The organism is Alsobacter sp. R-9, from assembly GCF_054612375.1.
Genome location: NZ_JBTSWJ010000018.1, coordinates 57,014 through 74,361, shown reverse-complemented (window position 1 = coordinate 74,361; position 17,348 = coordinate 57,014). Strand labels below are relative to the sequence as shown.

At 72.6% G+C, this 17,348-nt stretch carries 13 protein-coding genes; 9 read left to right on the top strand and 4 right to left on the bottom strand.

All coding sequences use genetic code 11. The features are described 5' to 3' along the window. Positions 1 to 91: 91 nt before the first annotated feature. The 5 genes from ACX9GQ_RS22620 to ACX9GQ_RS22600 all read left to right on the top strand — a co-directional run bounded on the left by ACX9GQ_RS22620 (position 92) and on the right by ACX9GQ_RS22600 (position 5,164). A complete protein-coding gene (locus tag ACX9GQ_RS22620) occupies positions 92 to 1,033 on the top strand; it encodes an NAD(P)H-dependent flavin oxidoreductase (RefSeq protein WP_459631871.1) in 942 nt (313 codons plus the stop codon). Between the two features lie 39 nt (positions 1,034 to 1,072). Next, positions 1,073 to 2,929, top strand: a complete 1,857-nt coding sequence (recQ, locus tag ACX9GQ_RS22615; RefSeq protein ID WP_459631870.1) for a DNA helicase RecQ — start codon at positions 1,073 to 1,075, stop codon at positions 2,927 to 2,929. A 216-nt stretch (positions 2,930 to 3,145) separates the two neighbouring features. After that, complete coding sequence (locus ACX9GQ_RS22610; RefSeq protein ID WP_459631869.1) at positions 3,146 to 3,796, top strand: L,D-transpeptidase; 651 nt, start codon at positions 3,146 to 3,148, stop codon at positions 3,794 to 3,796. Positions 3,797 to 3,969: 173 nt separating this feature from the next. Continuing rightward, positions 3,970 to 4,674, top strand: a complete 705-nt coding sequence (locus ACX9GQ_RS22605; protein ID WP_459631868.1) for an SDR family NAD(P)-dependent oxidoreductase — start codon at positions 3,970 to 3,972, stop codon at positions 4,672 to 4,674. A gap of 34 nt (positions 4,675 to 4,708) precedes the next feature. Then, positions 4,709 to 5,164, top strand: coding sequence for a PaaI family thioesterase (locus ACX9GQ_RS22600; protein WP_459631867.1), 456 nt, complete (start codon positions 4,709 to 4,711; stop codon positions 5,162 to 5,164). 9 nt (positions 5,165 to 5,173) lie between these two features. Here the strand turns inward: ACX9GQ_RS22600 and ACX9GQ_RS22595 are convergent, their stop codons facing one another. Next, positions 5,174 to 7,108, bottom strand: coding sequence for an AI-2E family transporter (locus ACX9GQ_RS22595; RefSeq protein WP_459631866.1), 1,935 nt, complete (start codon positions 7,106 to 7,108; stop codon positions 5,174 to 5,176). A gap of 412 nt (positions 7,109 to 7,520) precedes the next feature. On the opposite strand from ACX9GQ_RS22595, the gene ACX9GQ_RS22590 reads away from it, so the two are divergent. Further along, complete coding sequence (locus ACX9GQ_RS22590; protein WP_459631865.1) at positions 7,521 to 9,425, top strand: autotransporter assembly complex protein TamA; 1,905 nt, start codon at positions 7,521 to 7,523, stop codon at positions 9,423 to 9,425. Next, positions 9,425 to 12,994: a translocation/assembly module TamB domain-containing protein gene (locus ACX9GQ_RS22585; protein WP_459631864.1), complete on the top strand. Its 3,570-nt coding sequence runs from the start codon at positions 9,425 to 9,427 to the stop codon at positions 12,992 to 12,994. The genes ACX9GQ_RS22590 and ACX9GQ_RS22585 overlap by 1 nt, the downstream gene beginning before the upstream one ends. A gap of 56 nt (positions 12,995 to 13,050) precedes the next feature. On the opposite strand, the gene ACX9GQ_RS22580 is transcribed toward ACX9GQ_RS22585, so the two are convergent. Both ACX9GQ_RS22580 and ACX9GQ_RS22575 read right to left on the bottom strand, forming a co-directional pair. Continuing rightward, the gene (locus ACX9GQ_RS22580) at positions 13,051 to 13,335 is read right to left on the bottom strand and encodes a helix-turn-helix domain-containing protein (protein ID WP_459631863.1); all 285 of its coding nucleotides are present in this window, start codon (positions 13,333 to 13,335) and stop codon (positions 13,051 to 13,053) included. Between the two features lie 11 nt (positions 13,336 to 13,346). Continuing rightward, the gene (locus ACX9GQ_RS22575) at positions 13,347 to 13,844 is read right to left on the bottom strand and encodes a pyridoxamine 5'-phosphate oxidase family protein (protein WP_459631862.1); all 498 of its coding nucleotides are present in this window, start codon (positions 13,842 to 13,844) and stop codon (positions 13,347 to 13,349) included. Between the two features lie 127 nt (positions 13,845 to 13,971). Between ACX9GQ_RS22575 and ACX9GQ_RS22570 the strand changes: the two genes are divergently transcribed. Beyond that, on the top strand, positions 13,972 to 14,652 hold the full coding sequence (locus ACX9GQ_RS22570) for a dienelactone hydrolase family protein (RefSeq protein WP_459631861.1): 681 nt from the start codon (positions 13,972 to 13,974) through the stop codon (positions 14,650 to 14,652). 5 nt (positions 14,653 to 14,657) lie between these two features. Here the strand turns inward: ACX9GQ_RS22570 and ACX9GQ_RS22565 are convergent, their stop codons facing one another. Next, positions 14,658 to 15,887, bottom strand: coding sequence for an MFS transporter (locus ACX9GQ_RS22565; protein ID WP_459631860.1), 1,230 nt, complete (start codon positions 15,885 to 15,887; stop codon positions 14,658 to 14,660). 240 nt (positions 15,888 to 16,127) lie between these two features. Here ACX9GQ_RS22565 and ACX9GQ_RS22560 point away from each other — a divergent pair, with 240 nt between their 5' ends. Further along, a complete protein-coding gene (locus ACX9GQ_RS22560; protein ID WP_459631859.1) occupies positions 16,128 to 17,348 on the top strand; it encodes an efflux RND transporter periplasmic adaptor subunit in 1,221 nt (406 codons plus the stop codon).

Genomic DNA, 17,348 nt, shown 5'->3' with positions numbered 1-17,348 from the left:
CAAACGACCACCCACGAAACCGGAGCATGCTTCGTTTCCATCATGACGAAGCATGGTCTAGCGTCCTCGCAGGCTGATTCCGGAGGCTTCCGTGCCGATCCCCGCCATTTTCCAGGGCCGCCTGACGGTCCCGGCCATCGCCTCGCCGATGTTCCTCGTCTCCGGGCCCGACCTCGTCGTCGAGACGTGCCGGGCGGGCGTGATCGGGACGTTCCCGGCGCTCAACCAGCGGACGAGCGAGGGTTACGCCGACTGGCTGACCGAGATCGAGGAGCGGCTGGCGCTGCCCTCCGACGGCGGCGGACACCTGCCGGCGCCCTTCGGCGTCAACCTGATCGTCCATCGCAGCAACCCGCGGTTGAAGGAGGATCTGGAGGTGACGGTGGCGCGCAAGGTGCCTCTGGTCATCACCTCGCTCGGCGCGGTGCGCGACGTGGTCGACGCGGTGCACTCCTATGGCGGGCTCGTGTTCCACGACGTCATCAACGTCCGCCACGCCGAGAAGGCGGCGGCGGCCGGCGTGGACGGGATCATCGCCGTCTGCGCCGGGGCGGGAGGGCATGCGGGGACGCTGTCGCCCTTCGCGCTCGTCCCCGAGATCCGGCGGTTCTTCCCCGGCACCATCGTGCTCTCCGGCGCCATCTCGACGGGCGACCACATCGCCGCCGCGCGCGTGCTGGGCGCCGACCTCGCCTATCTCGGCACCCGCTTCATCGCGACGCGCGAGAGCCTTGCGCCGGACGCCTACAAGGAGATGATCGTCGGGGCGCAGGCCTCCGACATCGTCTACACGCCGGCGATCAGCGGCGTGAACGCCAACTTCATGCGCCCCTCGATCGTCGCGGCCGGGCTCGATCCCGAGAACCTTCCCGAGCACGGCCGGATGGACCTCTCGGAGGAGGCGAAGGTGTGGAAGACCATCTGGTCCGCCGGGCAGGGCGTCGGCAGCGTCGCCGACGTGCCCTCCGTGGCCGACCTCATCGCCGACCTTCGCCACGACTACGCCGCCGCGCGCGCCCGGCTGTCCTTCTGATGCGAACCGTCCTTCTGATGCGAAGGAACGCCTGAGCGGATGAGCGCGGCACCGGAATTCCGCAGCGTCGGCGACGACCCGCTGCACGTGCTGACGGCCGTGTTCGGCCACCGCGCCTTCCGCGGCAGGCAGGAGGACGTGGTGCGCCACGTCGCGGCGGGCGGCGACGCGGCCGTGTACTTCCCCACGGGCGCCGGAAAATCCGTGTGCTACCAGGTGCCTGCGCTGTGCCGGCCGGGCACCGCCATCGTCGTCTCGCCGCTCATCGCGCTGATGCGCGACCAGGTCGAGGCGCTGCGGCAGGCGGGGGTGGCGGCAGCGGCGCTGCACTCGGGGCTGACGGGGCAGGAAGCGTTCTCCATCCGCATGGACGTGCGGGAAGGGCGCGTGAAACTGCTCTACGTGACACCGGAGAGGCTCGTCTCCGAGGGGTTCCTCGACCTTCTCTCGACCGTTCCGCTCGCCCTGTTCGCCATCGACGAAGCCCACTGCGTGAGCCAGTGGGGCCACGACTTCCGTCCCGAATACATGGGGCTGGCGGTGCTGGGGAAACGCTTTCCCGGCGTCCCGCGCGTCGCGCTGACGGCAACGGCCGACCCCCAGACCCGGGCCGACCTGCTCGTCCGGCTGGGGATGGAAGGCGCCGCGGTGTTCACCACGAGCGCCGACCGGCCGAACATCCGCTACGCGATCGCGCCGCGCGACCATCCCCGCCGCCAACTGCGCGACCTGCTCGCCCGCCATCGGGGCCAGAGCGGCATCGTCTACTGCCTCAGCCGGCGGAAGGTGGACGACACGGCCGCCTGGCTCGCGGAGGAGGGGTGGCGGGCGCTGCCCTACCACGCCGGGCTCGACCGGGCCGTCCGCGACGCCAACCAGGACGCGTTCGTGCGCGAGGACGGCGTGGTGCTCGTGGCGACCATCGCCTTCGGCATGGGCATCGACAAGCCGGACGTGCGCTTCGTCGCGCATCTCGACCTGCCGTCCAGCATCGAGGCCTACTACCAGGAGACGGGGCGGGCCGGCCGCGACGGCCTGCCGTCCGAGGCGTGGATGGCCTACGGCCTCGGCGACGTCGTGCAGCGGCGCCGCATGATCGACGAGCGCGACGCGCCCGACGACGTGAAGCGGGTGGAGCGGGCCAAGCTCAACGCACTGCTCGGCCTGTGCGAGACGCCCGGCTGCCGGCGGCAGGCGCTGCTCGCCTATTTCGGGGAAACCCACCCCGGCCGCTGCGGGCGGTGCGACACCTGCGAGACGCCCGTGGAGACATGGGACGGAACGGTGGCGGCCCAGAAGGTGCTCTCCGCGATGGTCCGCACCGGCCAGCGCTACGGCGCCGGCCATGTCATCGACGTGCTGCGCGGGGTCGAAAGCGAGAAGGTGACGCGGGCCGGTCACGACAAGCTGCCCACGTTCGGCGTCGGCCGGGATATCGACGAGCGGGGATGGCAGTCCGTCATCCGCCAGTTGGTGGCAGCCGGCCTCGTGCTCGTCGACCACGACGAGCACGGCGCGCTCGTGGCGGGGGAGGATGCCCGTTCGGTGCTGCGCGGCGATCGGCCGGTCGCGCTGCGGCGCGACCCCGTGTTCCGGGCCGAGAAGGCACGGTCGGCCCGCCGGGCAGAACCCGCCGGAGGAGGCGATGCCGGCGAGGATGCGCTGTTCGAGCGGCTTCGCGCCGAGCGCCTGCGGATCGCGCGCGAGCAGGGCGTGCCTCCCTACGTGGTATTCCACGACTCGACGTTGCGCGAGATGGCCCGGCTGCGGCCGCTGGACCTCGACGCGCTCGCCGGGGTGCCCGGCGTTGGCGAGGCCAAGCTGCGGCGCTACGGGGATGCGTTCCTCGAGGCCATCGGACGCGCCATCGACGAAGGCATCGTCGGGGCCGGCTGAGCCGCCGCATCACGATTGACGCCGGGGCAGTGCCGTCGGGACGGTTTCCACCGCGGGATTTCGTTCAAATGCATGTTGCACTGCCGCAACACGCCTGCGGTTGCGTGCGCTGCTCTCCGGAGCGTGAGGGGCCAGGGCTCGCCGGATGGCTGACAGCGCAGACCGTCGTCCTTAGAAGAGGCGCAAATTGCGGCACTCCAGGACGACAGTGATTCGATGCTGACCCGACGCATGCTCCTCGGCGCGATGGCCGGCGCCCCCCTCGCGGCCTGCAACACGGTGCCCCATCCCAAGCCGGCCTTCGACTCCGACCCGGACCTCGCGGCCTGGTACATCGGGTCCAAGCCGGATCAACCGCACGACATCCCGCTGGTCGACAAGTCGAAGATCGATCCGGAATTCCACCGCCAGACGGTCAAGTACAACGGCCCGGAGGGGAAGGGCACGGTCGTCGTCGACATCGACCAGCGCAAGCTCTTCCTCGTGAACGGCGACGGCACGGCCATCCGCTACGGAGCGGGCGTCGGCCGGCAGGGGTTCTCGTGGCGCGGCCGGGCCTATGTCGGCCGCAAGTCGGTCTGGCCGGACTGGAGCCCGACGCCGACGATGGTCCGCCTGAAGCCCGAGCTGCCGCGCTTCGTGGAGTCCGGCATCGACAACCCTCTGGGTGCCCGGGCCATGTACCTCTACCAGGACGGGCGCGACATCCTGTTCCGCATCCACGGCACGAACGAGCCGTGGAGCATCGGCGAGATGGTGTCGAGCGGCTGCATCCGGCTCCTCAACGAGGACGTGGCGGACCTCTACGAGCGCGTTCCTGTCGGCACGACCGTTCTCGTAAAGCGCAACGGCGTCTATCGCGTCTGAGCTGCGGTTGTTTTTCTCGCAACCGCGAAAGAGATCTTTCGCCCTGCGGTATGTTTGATTCCTGCGACAGTCCGTCGCAGGCTTGACCTTCGCTTTCCGCCCGTGGGACACGGGGCTATGCTTTCCACCTGCCTCGGGCGGGTTTCAAATCATCGCTTCAGACTGTTCAGCCGATGCGCCTCTCCTTCGACAGCCGGGTCGCCCTCGTGACCGGCGACTCTCCCGAAATCTGCAGCGCCGTGGCCGAAGCGTTGAAGATGTCGGGCGCGGCGGTCCACATCACCGGTGACGGCGCCGCGCTCGGCGACCTCGCCAGCCGCATCGGCGCCCGCTTCCACCGCTTCGACGTCCGGGACCGCCACGACGCCCTCGAGGCCGTGCGCTTCGTCGTCGAGACGGAGGGACGGATCGACGTCCTCATCCACACGGCCGCCACTTCCGACCCGCTCGAGGGGGAAGTGCCGGAGAGCCTCGACCAGGACAGCTGGCGCAGCATCATCTCGAGCGGCGTCGAGACGGGCTTCTGGCTGGCGCAGGCCTGCGCCCCGGCCATGAAGCGCGCCGGTTTCGGCCGCATCGTGCTCGTCGCCTCGCCGTCCAACGGCTCGGCGGACGCTGCCACCGACACCGCCCGTCACGCGCTGATCGGGGTGACCCGCCGCGTCTCCGCCGACGTCGCGCCCTATGGCGTCACCGTGAACGCCATCCTGCCGGGCCCCATCGAGGACGCGGCCGGCCCGACGGACCAGGAGGGCGGCGCCAACGCGCAGCGCCGCGGCAAGGCGGCCGACGTCGCCGCCGCTGCGGTGTTCCTCGCCAGCGAGCAGGCGGCCTGGATCAACGGCCACGCCCTGCCGGTCGACGGGGGCGGGCACTGACCGCGCCACTCGCGGCCGGGCCCGGACGGCGGGCATGACGGGCGCGGTGCCCTCCGACCCCCGCTTTCGCGAACGCATCCTCGGCAGCTTCGCCCGCCAGGGCCTGATGCGCACGCTCGGCGCCAGCATCGCGTCGGTCGAACCCGGAGCGGTCGACATCGTGCTGCCGACGGGGGAGGCGGTGTCGCAGCAGCACGGCTTCGTCCACGCCGGCGCCGTGTCCGCCATCGCCGACTCCGCGGCAGGCTACGCCGCGCTGACCCTGATGCCCGCCGGGCGCGGCGTCCTGACGGCGGAATTCAAGATCAACCTCGTCGCCCCGGCGGCGGGTGAACGCCTGATCGCGCGCGGGCGGGTCGTGAAGGCTGGGCGCACGCTGACCCTCTCGCAGGCCGAGGTCCATGCGGTGGTGGAGGGTCGCGAGAAACTCGTCGCGCTGCTCACCGCCACCATGATGGCGATCGAGGGCCGCGACGGCGTGGCGGACTGACCGCCGGCTTCAACCCGCCGAAGCGGACACGGGCATCGCCAGCGGCGGCGTTTCCACCTGCGTCAGAGCGGCGTCCGCCGTCACCTCCTCGGCTCGATCGGGCGCGACGGCCCGCGTCACCGCCTCGACGGTGGCCGCGACGCTGACGGTGACGGCGTCCAGCCCGAGGGCCTCGCGCAGCCGCTCCGCCGCGCCTTCCGTGGCATCGAAGGCAACCAGCACCACCGGAACGTCCGGCAGCTGGCGGCGCAGGCGCCGGATGGCGTAGCGGACATGGCCCGCCGCGCTGGTGTCGAGATAGCAGACCACCGCCAGCGCAGCCGGCCCCGGCCGCTCCGGGCGGCGCCCTGCGGCGAGTCCGCCCGCACGCACGCCCGCAATCCCGGCCTGCGACAGGGCGTCGCCGACCATGACGGCGGCCGCCTCGTCGATCGCATGGCGACCGCCGAGGCAGAGCACGGCCGGTGGCGACGGTGCGGGTTGATCCTCTTCGGCCTTCGCCTGGTCCGGGTCCGGATCGTGGAGGTCGGCGACGAGGTCCCCGACAGCCTCGCGGATGCAGACGACGCGGGTGTCGTCGAGCGCGCCGCGGGCGAGGTCCGCCTGCGCCAGAAGGAGACCCGGGATGGCGACGCCGTCATAGTAGGCGGCGACCGGGTGCCCCTCGGCGAGGAAGTCCTCGGCCTGGTCCGCCGCCTCGATGGGGTCGCGCGCCAGCATGCGCTGGTAGAACACCTCGGGCGGCGACAGGGCCGGCGTGGAGCCGAACATCACGTCGAGGAACTGCAGCCGCTCGACATGGCGGCCCAGCACGACGAGGCACACCGTGAGCGGCGTCGCCAGCACGAGCCCCACCGGGCCCCACAGCCACGTCCAGAAGGCCGCCGACATGACGACCGCGACGGGCGAGAGGCCGGTGGAGCGGCCGAACAACAGCGGCTCGATGACGTGACCCACGAGCGGCTCGCCGAGGGCGAAGAGCGCCAGCGTCCAGCCCACCATGCTCCAGCCGGGATCGACCGCTACCGCCAGCGCCAGCGGGAACAGGGCCGCGATCACCGCCCCCACATAGGGCACGAAGCGCAGCACGGCGGCCAGGATGCCCCACAGCAGGGGGCTGGGCAGGCCGATCAGCCAGCACCCGAGCGCGATGACCGAGCCGAAGGCCGCGTTGAGACCCAGTTGCGCCAGGTAAAGCCGGCTCAGCCGGTGCGCGGCGTCGTCGATGGCGGCGGTCGTGCGCTGGATGTCGTGGGAGCCCGCGAGCCGGATCAGCCGGTTCCTCAGGTCCTCGCGCTGAAGCAGGATGAACACGACGAAGATCACGATCAGGCCTGCCGTCGCCAGCGGATGCAGGATCGGCGATACGATGTCGCTGAGCGCCTGAAAGGGCCCCGCTTCCGGCGGATGAACCTCGACCGGCAGGGGCTTGGCCGGCGGGATGTCGGCCGGAGGCGACGGGGGCGGAGAAGAGGCGGCCGGCGGCGCGGGGGCGGCGGCGGGCGGGGCCGCGGGCGTCGCCGCCGGACCCGGCTCGGAGGCCGGCTGCTTCAGTTCGCGGCCGAGGTTCTCCAGCATCTCGGCGGCCCGTCCGAGCGCCCCGGTCCCCGCCACCGTGTCGCGCGCGGTGATGGCCTTTTCGCGGATCGTGGTCTGGTAGAGCGGCAGGTTGGCAGCCAGCTCGCGCAGCTGCAGTGCCACGATGCCGCCGATCACGAGGATGACCGCGAAGGCGAAGAGAACCACGAGCGGCACCGCCGCCGCCCTCGGCATGCGCCAGCCCTGCAGCCAGCGCACCGCGGGCGCAAGGACGAAGCTGAGCAGGATGGCGAGCGCGATGGGGACGAAGATCTCCTGCCCCGCCCACAGCGCAGCGACGAGGGCGACCGCGAGCACGGCGGTGCCCGGAGAGGCCGGGGCGACGGGATCGTGACTGGGCACCACGCGGCGGAGGCCGGCGAGGGGAACGCCGTCGGTCGGCGGGGGGGTGGCGGGTCGATGCATCCGCTGACAACAGGCGAAGGCTCAGTCGGGTTCCTCTCCCCACCGCGGGCCGCGACCCTGGCGATTCTGCCTTCGAACGCCCCGGACCTTGCCGAAGTCCTGCGGCGCCGCCCGCTTCTCAAGCTTTGGTTCACCTTGACGGGCGTCGAGGTTCCGCTCCGCCTTTTCCGCGCCATCGTTGTCAATTTGCCTCGGACATCGTGGAGATGCGGCGGTAGTCTCGGCGGCCTGATGGTCCCGGTTCGATCCGGCGTCGGTGCGCGCCCCCGGGCGTGCTGATCCCGGCGGAGGGGGAATGGCCTGCGGAGTGGGGCGCGGTCTTGTCCGCGCGGTAGCGTGTGGCGTATGCGTGATGGTGGCGCTCGGTGCGCCGCCCGCGCTGGCGTTCGACCCGCTCGTCTTCCTCGGCCTGCGCGAGGAACCGCCGCCGGCCCCCACGCCGACCACGCTTCCGTTCGAGCTGAAGGTCGAGGTCGAGGGCGGCGACAAGGCAGTCGTCCAGGGCCTGAAGGACGCCTCCACCCTTGCCCGCCTGAAGCAGGACCCGCCGGATACGGCCGAGACGCTGGTGCGCGTGGCGGAAGCGGACCTGCCGCGCCTCGTCGACGCCCTGTGGGGGCTCGGCTACTACGACGGCACCGCGGGGTTCGACATCGCCGGGGCGCCCCTCGTCATCGGCTCGCCCATCGCCCCCGCCATCCGCGCCGCGGACCGCTATCGCGGCCGCGCCCCGGTGCCCGTGACCATCGCAGCCCGGCCGGGCCCGCTCTTCACCTTCCGCACCATCGCCGTACTCGACGCGCGCACCGGCCGGCCGTTCGCGCCGGACGTGATGCCGCCGCGTGCGATCCGCATGTCGCCGGCAGAGCCGGCCCGGGCCGCCGACATCCTCGCCGCCGAGGCGAGCATCGTCGACCGGCTGCGCGCGCTCGGCCACCCCTTCGCCAAGGTCACGCTGCGCCAGCCCGTGGTGGATCACCCGGCGAAGGCTTTCGACATCACGCTGACGGTCGAGCCAGGGCCGAAGGCAGACCTCGGCGCCATCGCGACGGGAGGGCTCACCACGGTCGATCCGGCTCCGGTCCGCAGCTTCATCTACGCTCGGCCCGGCGACCCCTATTCGCCCGAGGCGCTGGAGGGCATCCGCAAGTCGGTGTCGCGCGTCGACATCATCGGCGGCGTGCGCGTGAAGGAGGCCGACCGGCTCGACGCCGCAGGACAGCTGCCGATCTTCGTGGAGCTGACGGAGCGCAAGCCGCGCGCCGTCGGCGCGTCGGTCAACTACTCCACGATCGACGGCCCGGAACTCCGCACCTACTGGGTGCACCGCAACCTGTTCGGCGCCGCCGAGACGCTGCGGCTGGAGGCCTCGCTGTTCTACGCGCAGCCGTGGACCGGCCACACGGGGAGCACCTTCAGCCGGGACAACCTCGGCGGGCGCTTCGCCGCAACGTTCGTCAAGCCGGGGCTCGGCGGCACGCCGAACGACCTGCTAGCGTCCGCCCTCGTCGAGCGCACGAGCACTGTGGGCTACACCGTCCGCCACGCGGGCGCCGACGCGGGGCTGCGCCACCGTTTCTCGGACACGACATCGGTCCAGGGCGGCGTGCGCTTCGACCGCGGCCAGTCGAGCGACCTGCTCGGCGAAATCGACTACACCCTCATCGGCATCCCGATCTCGGGCACCATCGACACGACTGACAACCTGCTCGACCCGACGCGCGGCTTCCGCTTCAACGCGAACGTCACGCCCTATCCGGCGGCGCTGGGCTCGACCGTCAACATGACCGTGGCGCGTGCCACCGGCTCCACGTACTACGCCGTGGACGAGGACGCCCGCATCGTGCTTGCCGCCCGCGCCAGCCTCGGTGTCATCCTCGGCCCCGACCTCGACGAGATCCCCGCCAACTACCGCTTCTATGCCGGCGGCGGCGGCTCGGTCCGCGGCTACCGCTACCAGAGCCTGTCGCCGCGCATCTACCGCACGCCCATCGGCGGGCGCAGCATCGCCGAGGCGTCGTTCGAGGCGCGCATCAAGATCACCGACACGATCGGCATCGTGCCCTTCGTCGACACGGGCATGGCCTTCGACGAGGCCTTCCCGCGCTTCGACAACCAGTTGCAGACGGCGGTCGGCCTCGGCCTGCGCTACTATACCCCCATCGGCCCCATCCGCGTGGACGTGGCCGCTCCGATCAACCGGCGCCCCGGCGACAGGCCGGTGGCGCTCTATGTCAGCATCGGGCAGGCCTTCTGATGACGAGCCGCGCGACCATGCCGAAGGCCCGCTGGCGCCGCAGCCTCACCCGCTGGACGGCGGGCGCGGCGCTCGCAGCCGCCGCCGCCGTGCCGGTCGTCGCGCAGGGCACCGACGTGACCTCGCTCGGCGGCCTCCTCTCCTGGGCCCTGTCGACACCGGAGAACCGCGTCAGCATCGGCGCGGTGGAGGGGGCGCTCTCGTCCGTCGCCACGATCCGCGACGTGAAGATCTCCGACCGGCGCGGCGTCTGGCTCTCCGTCGACGAGGCCAGGATCGACTGGAGTCGGCTGGCGCTTTTCCAGCGCAGGCTCGAGGTCAACACGCTGGAGATCGGCCGGCTCGACATCGCCCGCCGGCCGGAGGGCGAGGAGGCCGCCGCCGCCGGCGCGGCCGAGGCGCCGGCCTTGCCCGAACTGCCGGTGAAGGTGATCGTCAAGTCGTTCCGCCTGCGAGAGCTCGCCCTGGGCGAGCCGGTGATCGGCACCGCCGCACGCATCGGCGCCAGCGGCTCGACAGTGCTCGGCTCGCCCGCCGAGGGCCTGTCCCTCGACTTCCGCGCCGACCGCCTCGACGCCCCCGGCCGCTTCGCGACGAAGCTCGGCTACGTCCCGCAGGGCGGCCAGCTCGACCTGTCGGTGCAACTCGACGAGCCCTCCGGCGGCCTGCTCTCGCGCACCATCGGGCTCGCCGGCGAGCCGCCCATCCGCCTCTCCGTCGACGGGAAGGGTCCCATCGACCGCTGGGCTGCGAAACTCGACTTCAACTCGGGTCCCGACGTCGACGCCCAGGGCAAGGCGACGATCACCCGCGAGGGAACTGCGCGCCGCGTCGCCGTGGACCTCGGTGCGCGCCTTGCGCCGCTTCTGCCGCCCGCCGTGGCGCCGATCTTCGCCGACCGCACGGCGCTCGTCGGCGACGTGCTGGTCGGTGACGACCTGTCGCTGGCCATCCGCCGCTTCGACCTCACCTCCAGGGCGGGACGTCTTGCCGCCTCGGGCACGCTCGACGCCGCGCGCAAGGCGGACCTGCGCGTGAACCTGTCCGCGCTGCCCACCGAGGCCGGGCTCACTCGTTCTGGCGACGTGACGCTGCGGCGTCTTTCGCTCGACGCCGCCGTCACTGGCGACCTCTCCGTGCCGCGCGTCGACGCCACGCTGGCGCTCGCCGACTTGGCCTCGCCCGGCCTGCGGATCGACGCCATCGACGGGCGCCTGGCCGTCGCGCCGCCCGGCGCCAACGGCGACCGGGCGCTCTCCTTCGCGCTGACGGGGCGGGGCCTGAAGCCGGCCGACGCGGCCTTGGCCCGGGCGCTGGGCGACCGCCTGTCCGTGACGGCCGACGGCACGGTGACGCCGGACCTCGTCCTCGTGACGCCGGCCGCCCGGCTCGAGACGGCGACGGCGAGCGCCCTGTGGAACGGCCGCGCCGGCCCCCGCGTGCTGCGCGGACGCGCCGACGTCGGCGTGCCGGACCTCGCCGCGCTCTCGGGGCTCGTGGGACGCCCGCTGAAGGGCAAGGCCCGCCTCGCCGCCGACGTCGACGGCGATCCCGGCCGCTACCGCGTCACGGCCCGCCTCGACGGCGGCGTCGACAACCTCTCGGTCGGCATGGCCCCGCTCGACCGCATCCTCGCCGGGCGCCTCGCGCTCGCCGGCACGGTGGAGCGCCTGCCCGGCGGCGTCGGCTTCAGCGGCCTGACGCTCTCGGGCGGACAATTGAAGCTGGCGCTCGACGGCCCGGCGACGACGGGCGCGGCCGACCTCAAGGCCCGTCTCGACATCGGGGAGCTGAAGCGGGCCGACCCGCGTCTCAGCGGAGCGCTCGCCCTCGACGCACGCCTTGCCGGCTCGCTGATGGAGCCGGAGGTCGAGGCCAATGCGGCCCTGAAGGGCTGGGTCGGCGGTCCGGAACCCCGGCTGGCGCTGAAAGGAAGGCTCGGCGAGCGCATCGACATCGCGGCGGACCTCACCGCCCTGCCGCTGGCGCTCTCGGTGCTGGCCGTTCCCGAGCTCGGACTCGGCGGTACGCTCGACGGGCGCCTCGTGGCGAGCGGGGACCCGGCGAAGCCGGACGGCTCCTACCGCGTGAGCCTGACCCGCGTCACCGCCAAGCCTGCCGCCGAGGCGGGCCTGCAGCCCGCCGACATCAAGGCCGAGGGGAAGCTCGGGGGAGGGCGCGCGACGGTGGACGCCTCGCTGGCCGTGCCGAAGGTGGGCACGCTGCGCGCCACTGGCTCGGTGCCCCTGCGCGACGGCGCGCTGGACCTGTCCGTGCGCGGACCCGTGGACATCGCCATCGCCAACGCCTTCCTCGCCTCCGGCGGCCGTCAGGTGTCCGGGCAGCTCGCGCTGGACCTCAAGATCGCCGGCCCGCTCGCGGCGCCCAGGCTCGGCGGCGCGGCCACGCTGTCGGGCGGCACGTTCTACGATCCGGCTGTCGGCATCCGCCTCGACGGCATCGCCGGGCGCTTCCTGGCGCAGGGCGACACGGTCGTGATCGAGCGCCTCTCGGCAGGCACGCGCAATGGCGGCCAGATCGGGGTCACCGGGCGCGTCTCCACCGATGCGGCCGCGGGCATGCCCGCCGACATCCGGATCAGCGGCCAGCGCGCGCAGCTGCTCTCCAGCGACGTGATCACGGCGACCGCCGACATCGCGATGACAGTGAGCGGACCGTTGATGCGGTCCCCGCGCGTCGCCGGCCGCATCGACCTCATCGCCACCGAGATCGCCATCCCGGACCGCCTCCCGGTGCAGCTGCAGCCGCTTCCTGGCACGCGCCACATCAAGCCCGGCCGCGCCGCCCAGGCGCGGCTCAAGCTGGAGGAGAGGGCGGCCCGCGAGCGCGGGCGCGGCGGCAAGCCGTTCGTGGCCACGCTCGACCTCACGGTGAGCGCGCGCAACCGCATCTTCGTGCGCGGGCGGGGCCTTCAGGCCGAGCTGGGGGGCGACCTGCGCATCACGGGCACCAGCGTCGACCCGGTCGTCATCGGCGGATTCGAACTGCGGCGCGGCGACATCATGCTCGCCGGCCAGCGGATCAACCTCGTGCGCGGCAAGGTGGCCTTCACCGGCGACCTGACGCCGACGGTGGATTTCCTCGCCGAGACGCAGGTGACCGACGTCACGGCCCGCGTCGCCGTCTCGGGCCGCGCCTCTGAGCCGCAGTTCGTCCTCTCCTCGCAGCCGCCCCTGCCGCAGGACGAGGTCATGTCGCGCATCCTGTTCAACAAGGCGGCCGGCGGCCTCACGGGCCTCCAGGCCCTGCAGCTGGCCCAGACCATCGCGCAGCTTTCCGGCAACGGCGGGCCGGACGCCTTCGGCGCGCTGCGCAAGGCGCTCGGCGCGGACAGCCTCGACGTCTCGGCCGGATCGACCGGAGGCCCGGCGGTGGGCGCCGGCAAGTACCTCAACCGCAACGTGCGGGTCGGCGTGCGGGCCGGCGCCACGCCGGCCGACACCGGCGCCACCGTCGACATCGACGTCAACCGCCGCTTCCGCATCAAGGGCCAGCTCGGCGCCGACGGCTCGGCCTCGGTCGGCGCGGCAGTGGAGTGGGAGTACTGAGGGGGCAGCCCCGATGGCGCCGAGACGGTGCCCCGCAGGGGCGGACGAGGGGTCGCTCACCCGTCGTTGCCGGCGTTGAGCGCCTCGGGCCGCAGGCCCTCGTCGCGGCTCGGCTCGCGGCGCCACACGTGCGGCCCGCCTTCGTAGCCGAGTTCCACGCCGCGCCCGCCGAGTGCTTCGATCAGGCGCAGCACGGTCAGGTCGCGCTCCGGCAGCACGCCGTCGGCCGAATCCTCGAGATCGGCGAGTTCATCGGCACCGACTCCGGCGGCACCCGCCAGGTCGCGCCGGCTGAGCCCGGCGAGGACCCGTCCGGCATGAAGCTGGCGACCGGTGATCATCGCCGCCTCCCTCAGAACCGCACCGTCTTGTTCTCGCCCGCCTCCGGCCGCTTGCCGGTGGCCACGGCCTTCACGTAGCCGTAGGCCATGAGCATCGTGCCGGACGGGCTGTCCCAGTACTCGGCGACGTCGACCGCGACGCGCACCAGCGCCAGCGCGGGATCGTCGGCGCCCTTGGGAAACCGCACGCGCACGCCCTCCGACCACAGCTCGCGGGCCTTGGCGGTGTCGCGCACGACCTCGGCCCGGCCGCTGATCGAGACGTAGTGCTGGCGGCGCTCGTCGCTGTAGGCGAGCAGCACCTGCGGATCGCGCGCGATCTCCTCCACCTTGGGGGAGTTCACGTCGGTGAAGAACCACAGGTCCCCGTCGAAGGGAGCCTCCGCTGTCGCCATGGGGCGGGCGTGAAGCGTTCCGCTCGCGCCGCGCGTCGCCATCATCGCCACGCGGATCCCGGTCACCAGCTCGACCACCTTGTCCCGCGCGCCCTGGTCCGTCGTCGTGTGCATCGCTCGCTCTCCTCGTCCGGGGCGGCAACGGGCCGGGGAGGGCGAGGGTTCCCGCCGCGATGTCGTCGCTTGGCTGCGCGGCGCGCGCGGGCTAAATCTGTGCGCCCCCTCGGGACAGGAGCGCACCATGGCCAACATCACCGGCGAGACCATCCGCCTGACCGCAAAGGACGGGTTCACCCTGTCAGCCTACCGGGCCGCGCCGGCCGGCAAGCCCCGGGGCGGGATCGTCGTCCTGCAGGAGATCTTCGGCCTGAACCCGCACATCCGCAGCGTCGCCGACCGCTTCGCAGCCGAGGGCTACCTCGCCGTGGCGCCGGCCCTGTTCGACCGCGTTGAGCCGGGCATCGAGCTCGGCTACACGCCCGAGGACGTCACGGCCGGGGCGGCGATCCGCGCCCGCACCACGATGGATGGCGCCCTCGCCGACACGCACGCGGCGATGTGCGAGGCGGCCTCCGCCGGCAAGGTCGGCGTCGTCGGCTACTGCTGGGGCGGCACGCTGGCCTATGCCGCGTCGGCGCGGCTCGCGGGCGTGGCGGCGGCGGTGTGCTACTACGGCGGCGGCATCGCCGGCCTGCTCGGCGAGGTGCCGCACGCGCCGACGATCATGCACTTCGGCGCACTGGACAAGCACATCCCGCTCACCGACGTGGACAGGATCCGGCAGGCCTATCCGCACCTCGGGGTGTTCGTCTACGACGCCGACCACGGCTTCAACTGCGACGCCCGTGGTTCCTTCAACCAGCCGGCCGCGGACCTCGCCCGCGCCCGCACGCTGGAGTTCCTTGCCGACAAGGTGGGCTGAGCGCCTCAGGGCGCGCGGTCGGCGAGGCCCCACAGGGCGCCGAAGCCCGCCAGCAGGAGCGCGGCGACGATGAGGTTGGTGAAGGCGTAGCTGTCGGTTGCCGCCAGCACCGCCGCGTAACCGGCCGGGCCGATCACGTAGCCGGCGAAGGTGACCAGCGTCGCCCCCGCCGTCGCCTCGCTGACCCGCCCGTGCGGCGCGAGGCGCGCAATCTCGGCGAGGTGGACGCCGTTCCAGCTGGTCACCGTGACGCCCGCGACGCCGGCGAGGACCGCCAATTCGGCCACGCTCCAGCCCGGGCCGGTGGCGGCGAGGAGGACCAGTGTCAGGCTCGCGGCCAGCGCGTTGACGAGCATGGTCCGCAGGCCCGAGCCCCAGCGGTCGGAGAGCCAGCCCAGCGCCACCCGGCCCACGATTCCCGTCGCCTGCAGCACGGCGAAGACGAAGCCGGCCGCGACGAGGTCGAGGCCGACGCGGTGCACGAGGTACGTGACGAGGAAGGCGACGACGGTGCCCTGCCCGATGGCGAAGCAGCAGCCGGCCAGCGTCAGCCGGCGCAGCACCGGCGAGGCCAGCGTGTTGCGCAGCGGCCCCAGCATCGTCTCCGCCGAGAACAGGTGCCCGGCGTTGACGGGCTGCGTGGGGTCGCGGTCCGAGTCCACCTGGGCCCGCACCGGTTGCACCGCCAGCGCGGTGGCGAGCGGCAGGATGGAGACGAGCACCAGCGCGACGCGCCAGTCCATGCGTTCCACCATCCACGGCAGGATGAGGCCGGCCAGCACTCCGGCGATCGGCACGCCCGCCTGCTTCAGCGAGAAGATGAGCGTGCGGTGCGCGGCGGGGGCGTGGCGCAGCAGGATGTCGCTGCCGGCCGGCGCCGAGGGGCCATAGCCGAGGCCGAGCACGACATTGGCGAGCAGCACCCATCCCCAATGGGGCCCCGCCAGCATGACGAGCCCGACGCCCCCGAGCAGCAGGCCCGCCTGCAGCGTGCGGATGGGTCCGTAGCGGCGGATCAGCGGATGCCCGATCATCAGGAACGCCATCGAACCGACGGTGCTCAGCGCGGCGAAGTAGCCCGTCGATTCCTCCGGCAGGCCCGTCGCGGCCGTCAGCACCGGCGCGATCGTGGGCACGAGCCGCCCGAGGAAGGCGCCGGCGGTTTGCATGGCCAGGGTTGCAGCGAGCGGCCATACCCACGCCGGGGTGGTCCTGCCGTGCTCCAGCGTCGTCAAGCGCGATGTCCTTCCGCCGGGGGATGGCGTCATTCGACAGGCAACGGCTTCGTCGAGCAAGGTCGCGGAGAGGGCGCGCGCCATGCGGCTGACGCAACCGTGACCGCATTTCACGGCCCTGCAACCGGTTGCGGCGCGCTTGTTGCATCGCCGTCACTGGACAAGGCGAGGCTTCGGCCTATGGTCCCGCCCGGCATCGTCGCCGCTTGCGACGGCCGCCATCCGAAAAAGGTGCACGTCATGCCTGCAGCCCGCTCCACCGCGTCGGCCCTCCTATCGGCCGTGGCCCTCGGCGCCGTCCTGGCGGCCGGTCTGGCCGCCTGCACGCCCGAGCAGCAGGCCAGGCCCGCCCCGCCGCCGCCCCCGCCCGCCACGGTCACGGTGGCGAAGCCCGAGGTGCGGACCGTGACCGAGCGCGAGGAGTATGTCGGCCGCTTCGTCGCCACGGACACGGTCGAGATGCGCGCCCGCGTGTCGGGCTATCTCGGCAGCGTCAACTTCCGGGACGGGCAGCGCGTCAACAAGGGCGACCTGCTCTTCGTCATCGACAAGCGGCCCTACGAGGCGACGCTGGACCAGGCGCAGGCCGATATCGCCCGCGCCCACGCCCGCCTCGATTCCGCGGCGGCCGACCTCTCCCGCTCCGAGCGGCTGATCAAGGACCGCAGCATCTCCGAGCAGGTCTACGACCAGCGCGTCGCCGCCAAGCGCGACGCCGACGCCCAGCTGGAGGCGGCGGAGGCAGCGCTGCGCCGCGCCCAGCTCGATCTCGAGTTCACCGAGCTGCGCGCCCCCGTCACCGGCCGCATCGGCGATCGTCGCGTCGCGCCGGGCAACCTCGTCACCGGCGGAACGCAGGGCAACACGACGCTGCTCGCCACCATCGTCTCCCTCGACCCGATCTTCTTCGAGTTCACGATGGACGAGGCCACGCACCTGCGCTTCGCGCGCCTGCAGCGCAGCGCCGGCAAGAACCGCGACGGCCTGCCGGTCGAGCTCAAGCTGCTTGACGAGGACACCTTCACGCACCAGGGCGTGGTGGAGTTCGTCGACAACGTGCTCGACCAGTCGTCCGGCACCATCCGCATGCGAGCCCGCTTCGAGAACGCGTCGGACCTCTTCACGCCCGGCATGTTCGGCCGAATCCGCATGGCGGCGTCGCAGCCCTACGAGGCGCTGCTGATCCCGGAGGTCGCGGTCGTCTCCGACCAGTCGCGCAAGATGGTGCTCACGGTGACCCCGGACAACACGGTGGCTCCGCGCCCGGTGACGCTCGGCCCCGCCTTCGACGGCATGCGCGTGGTGCGCAGCGGCCTCAAGCCCGACGACATGGTCATCGTCAACGGCCTGATGAAGGCCCGGCCCGGCGCCAAGGTGAACCCGGTGCCGGCCGGCGCGCCGCCCGCGGCTCCCGGCGCCCCGGTCGGCCAGGCGCCCTCCGCCTCGCAGCCCCGCTCCTGA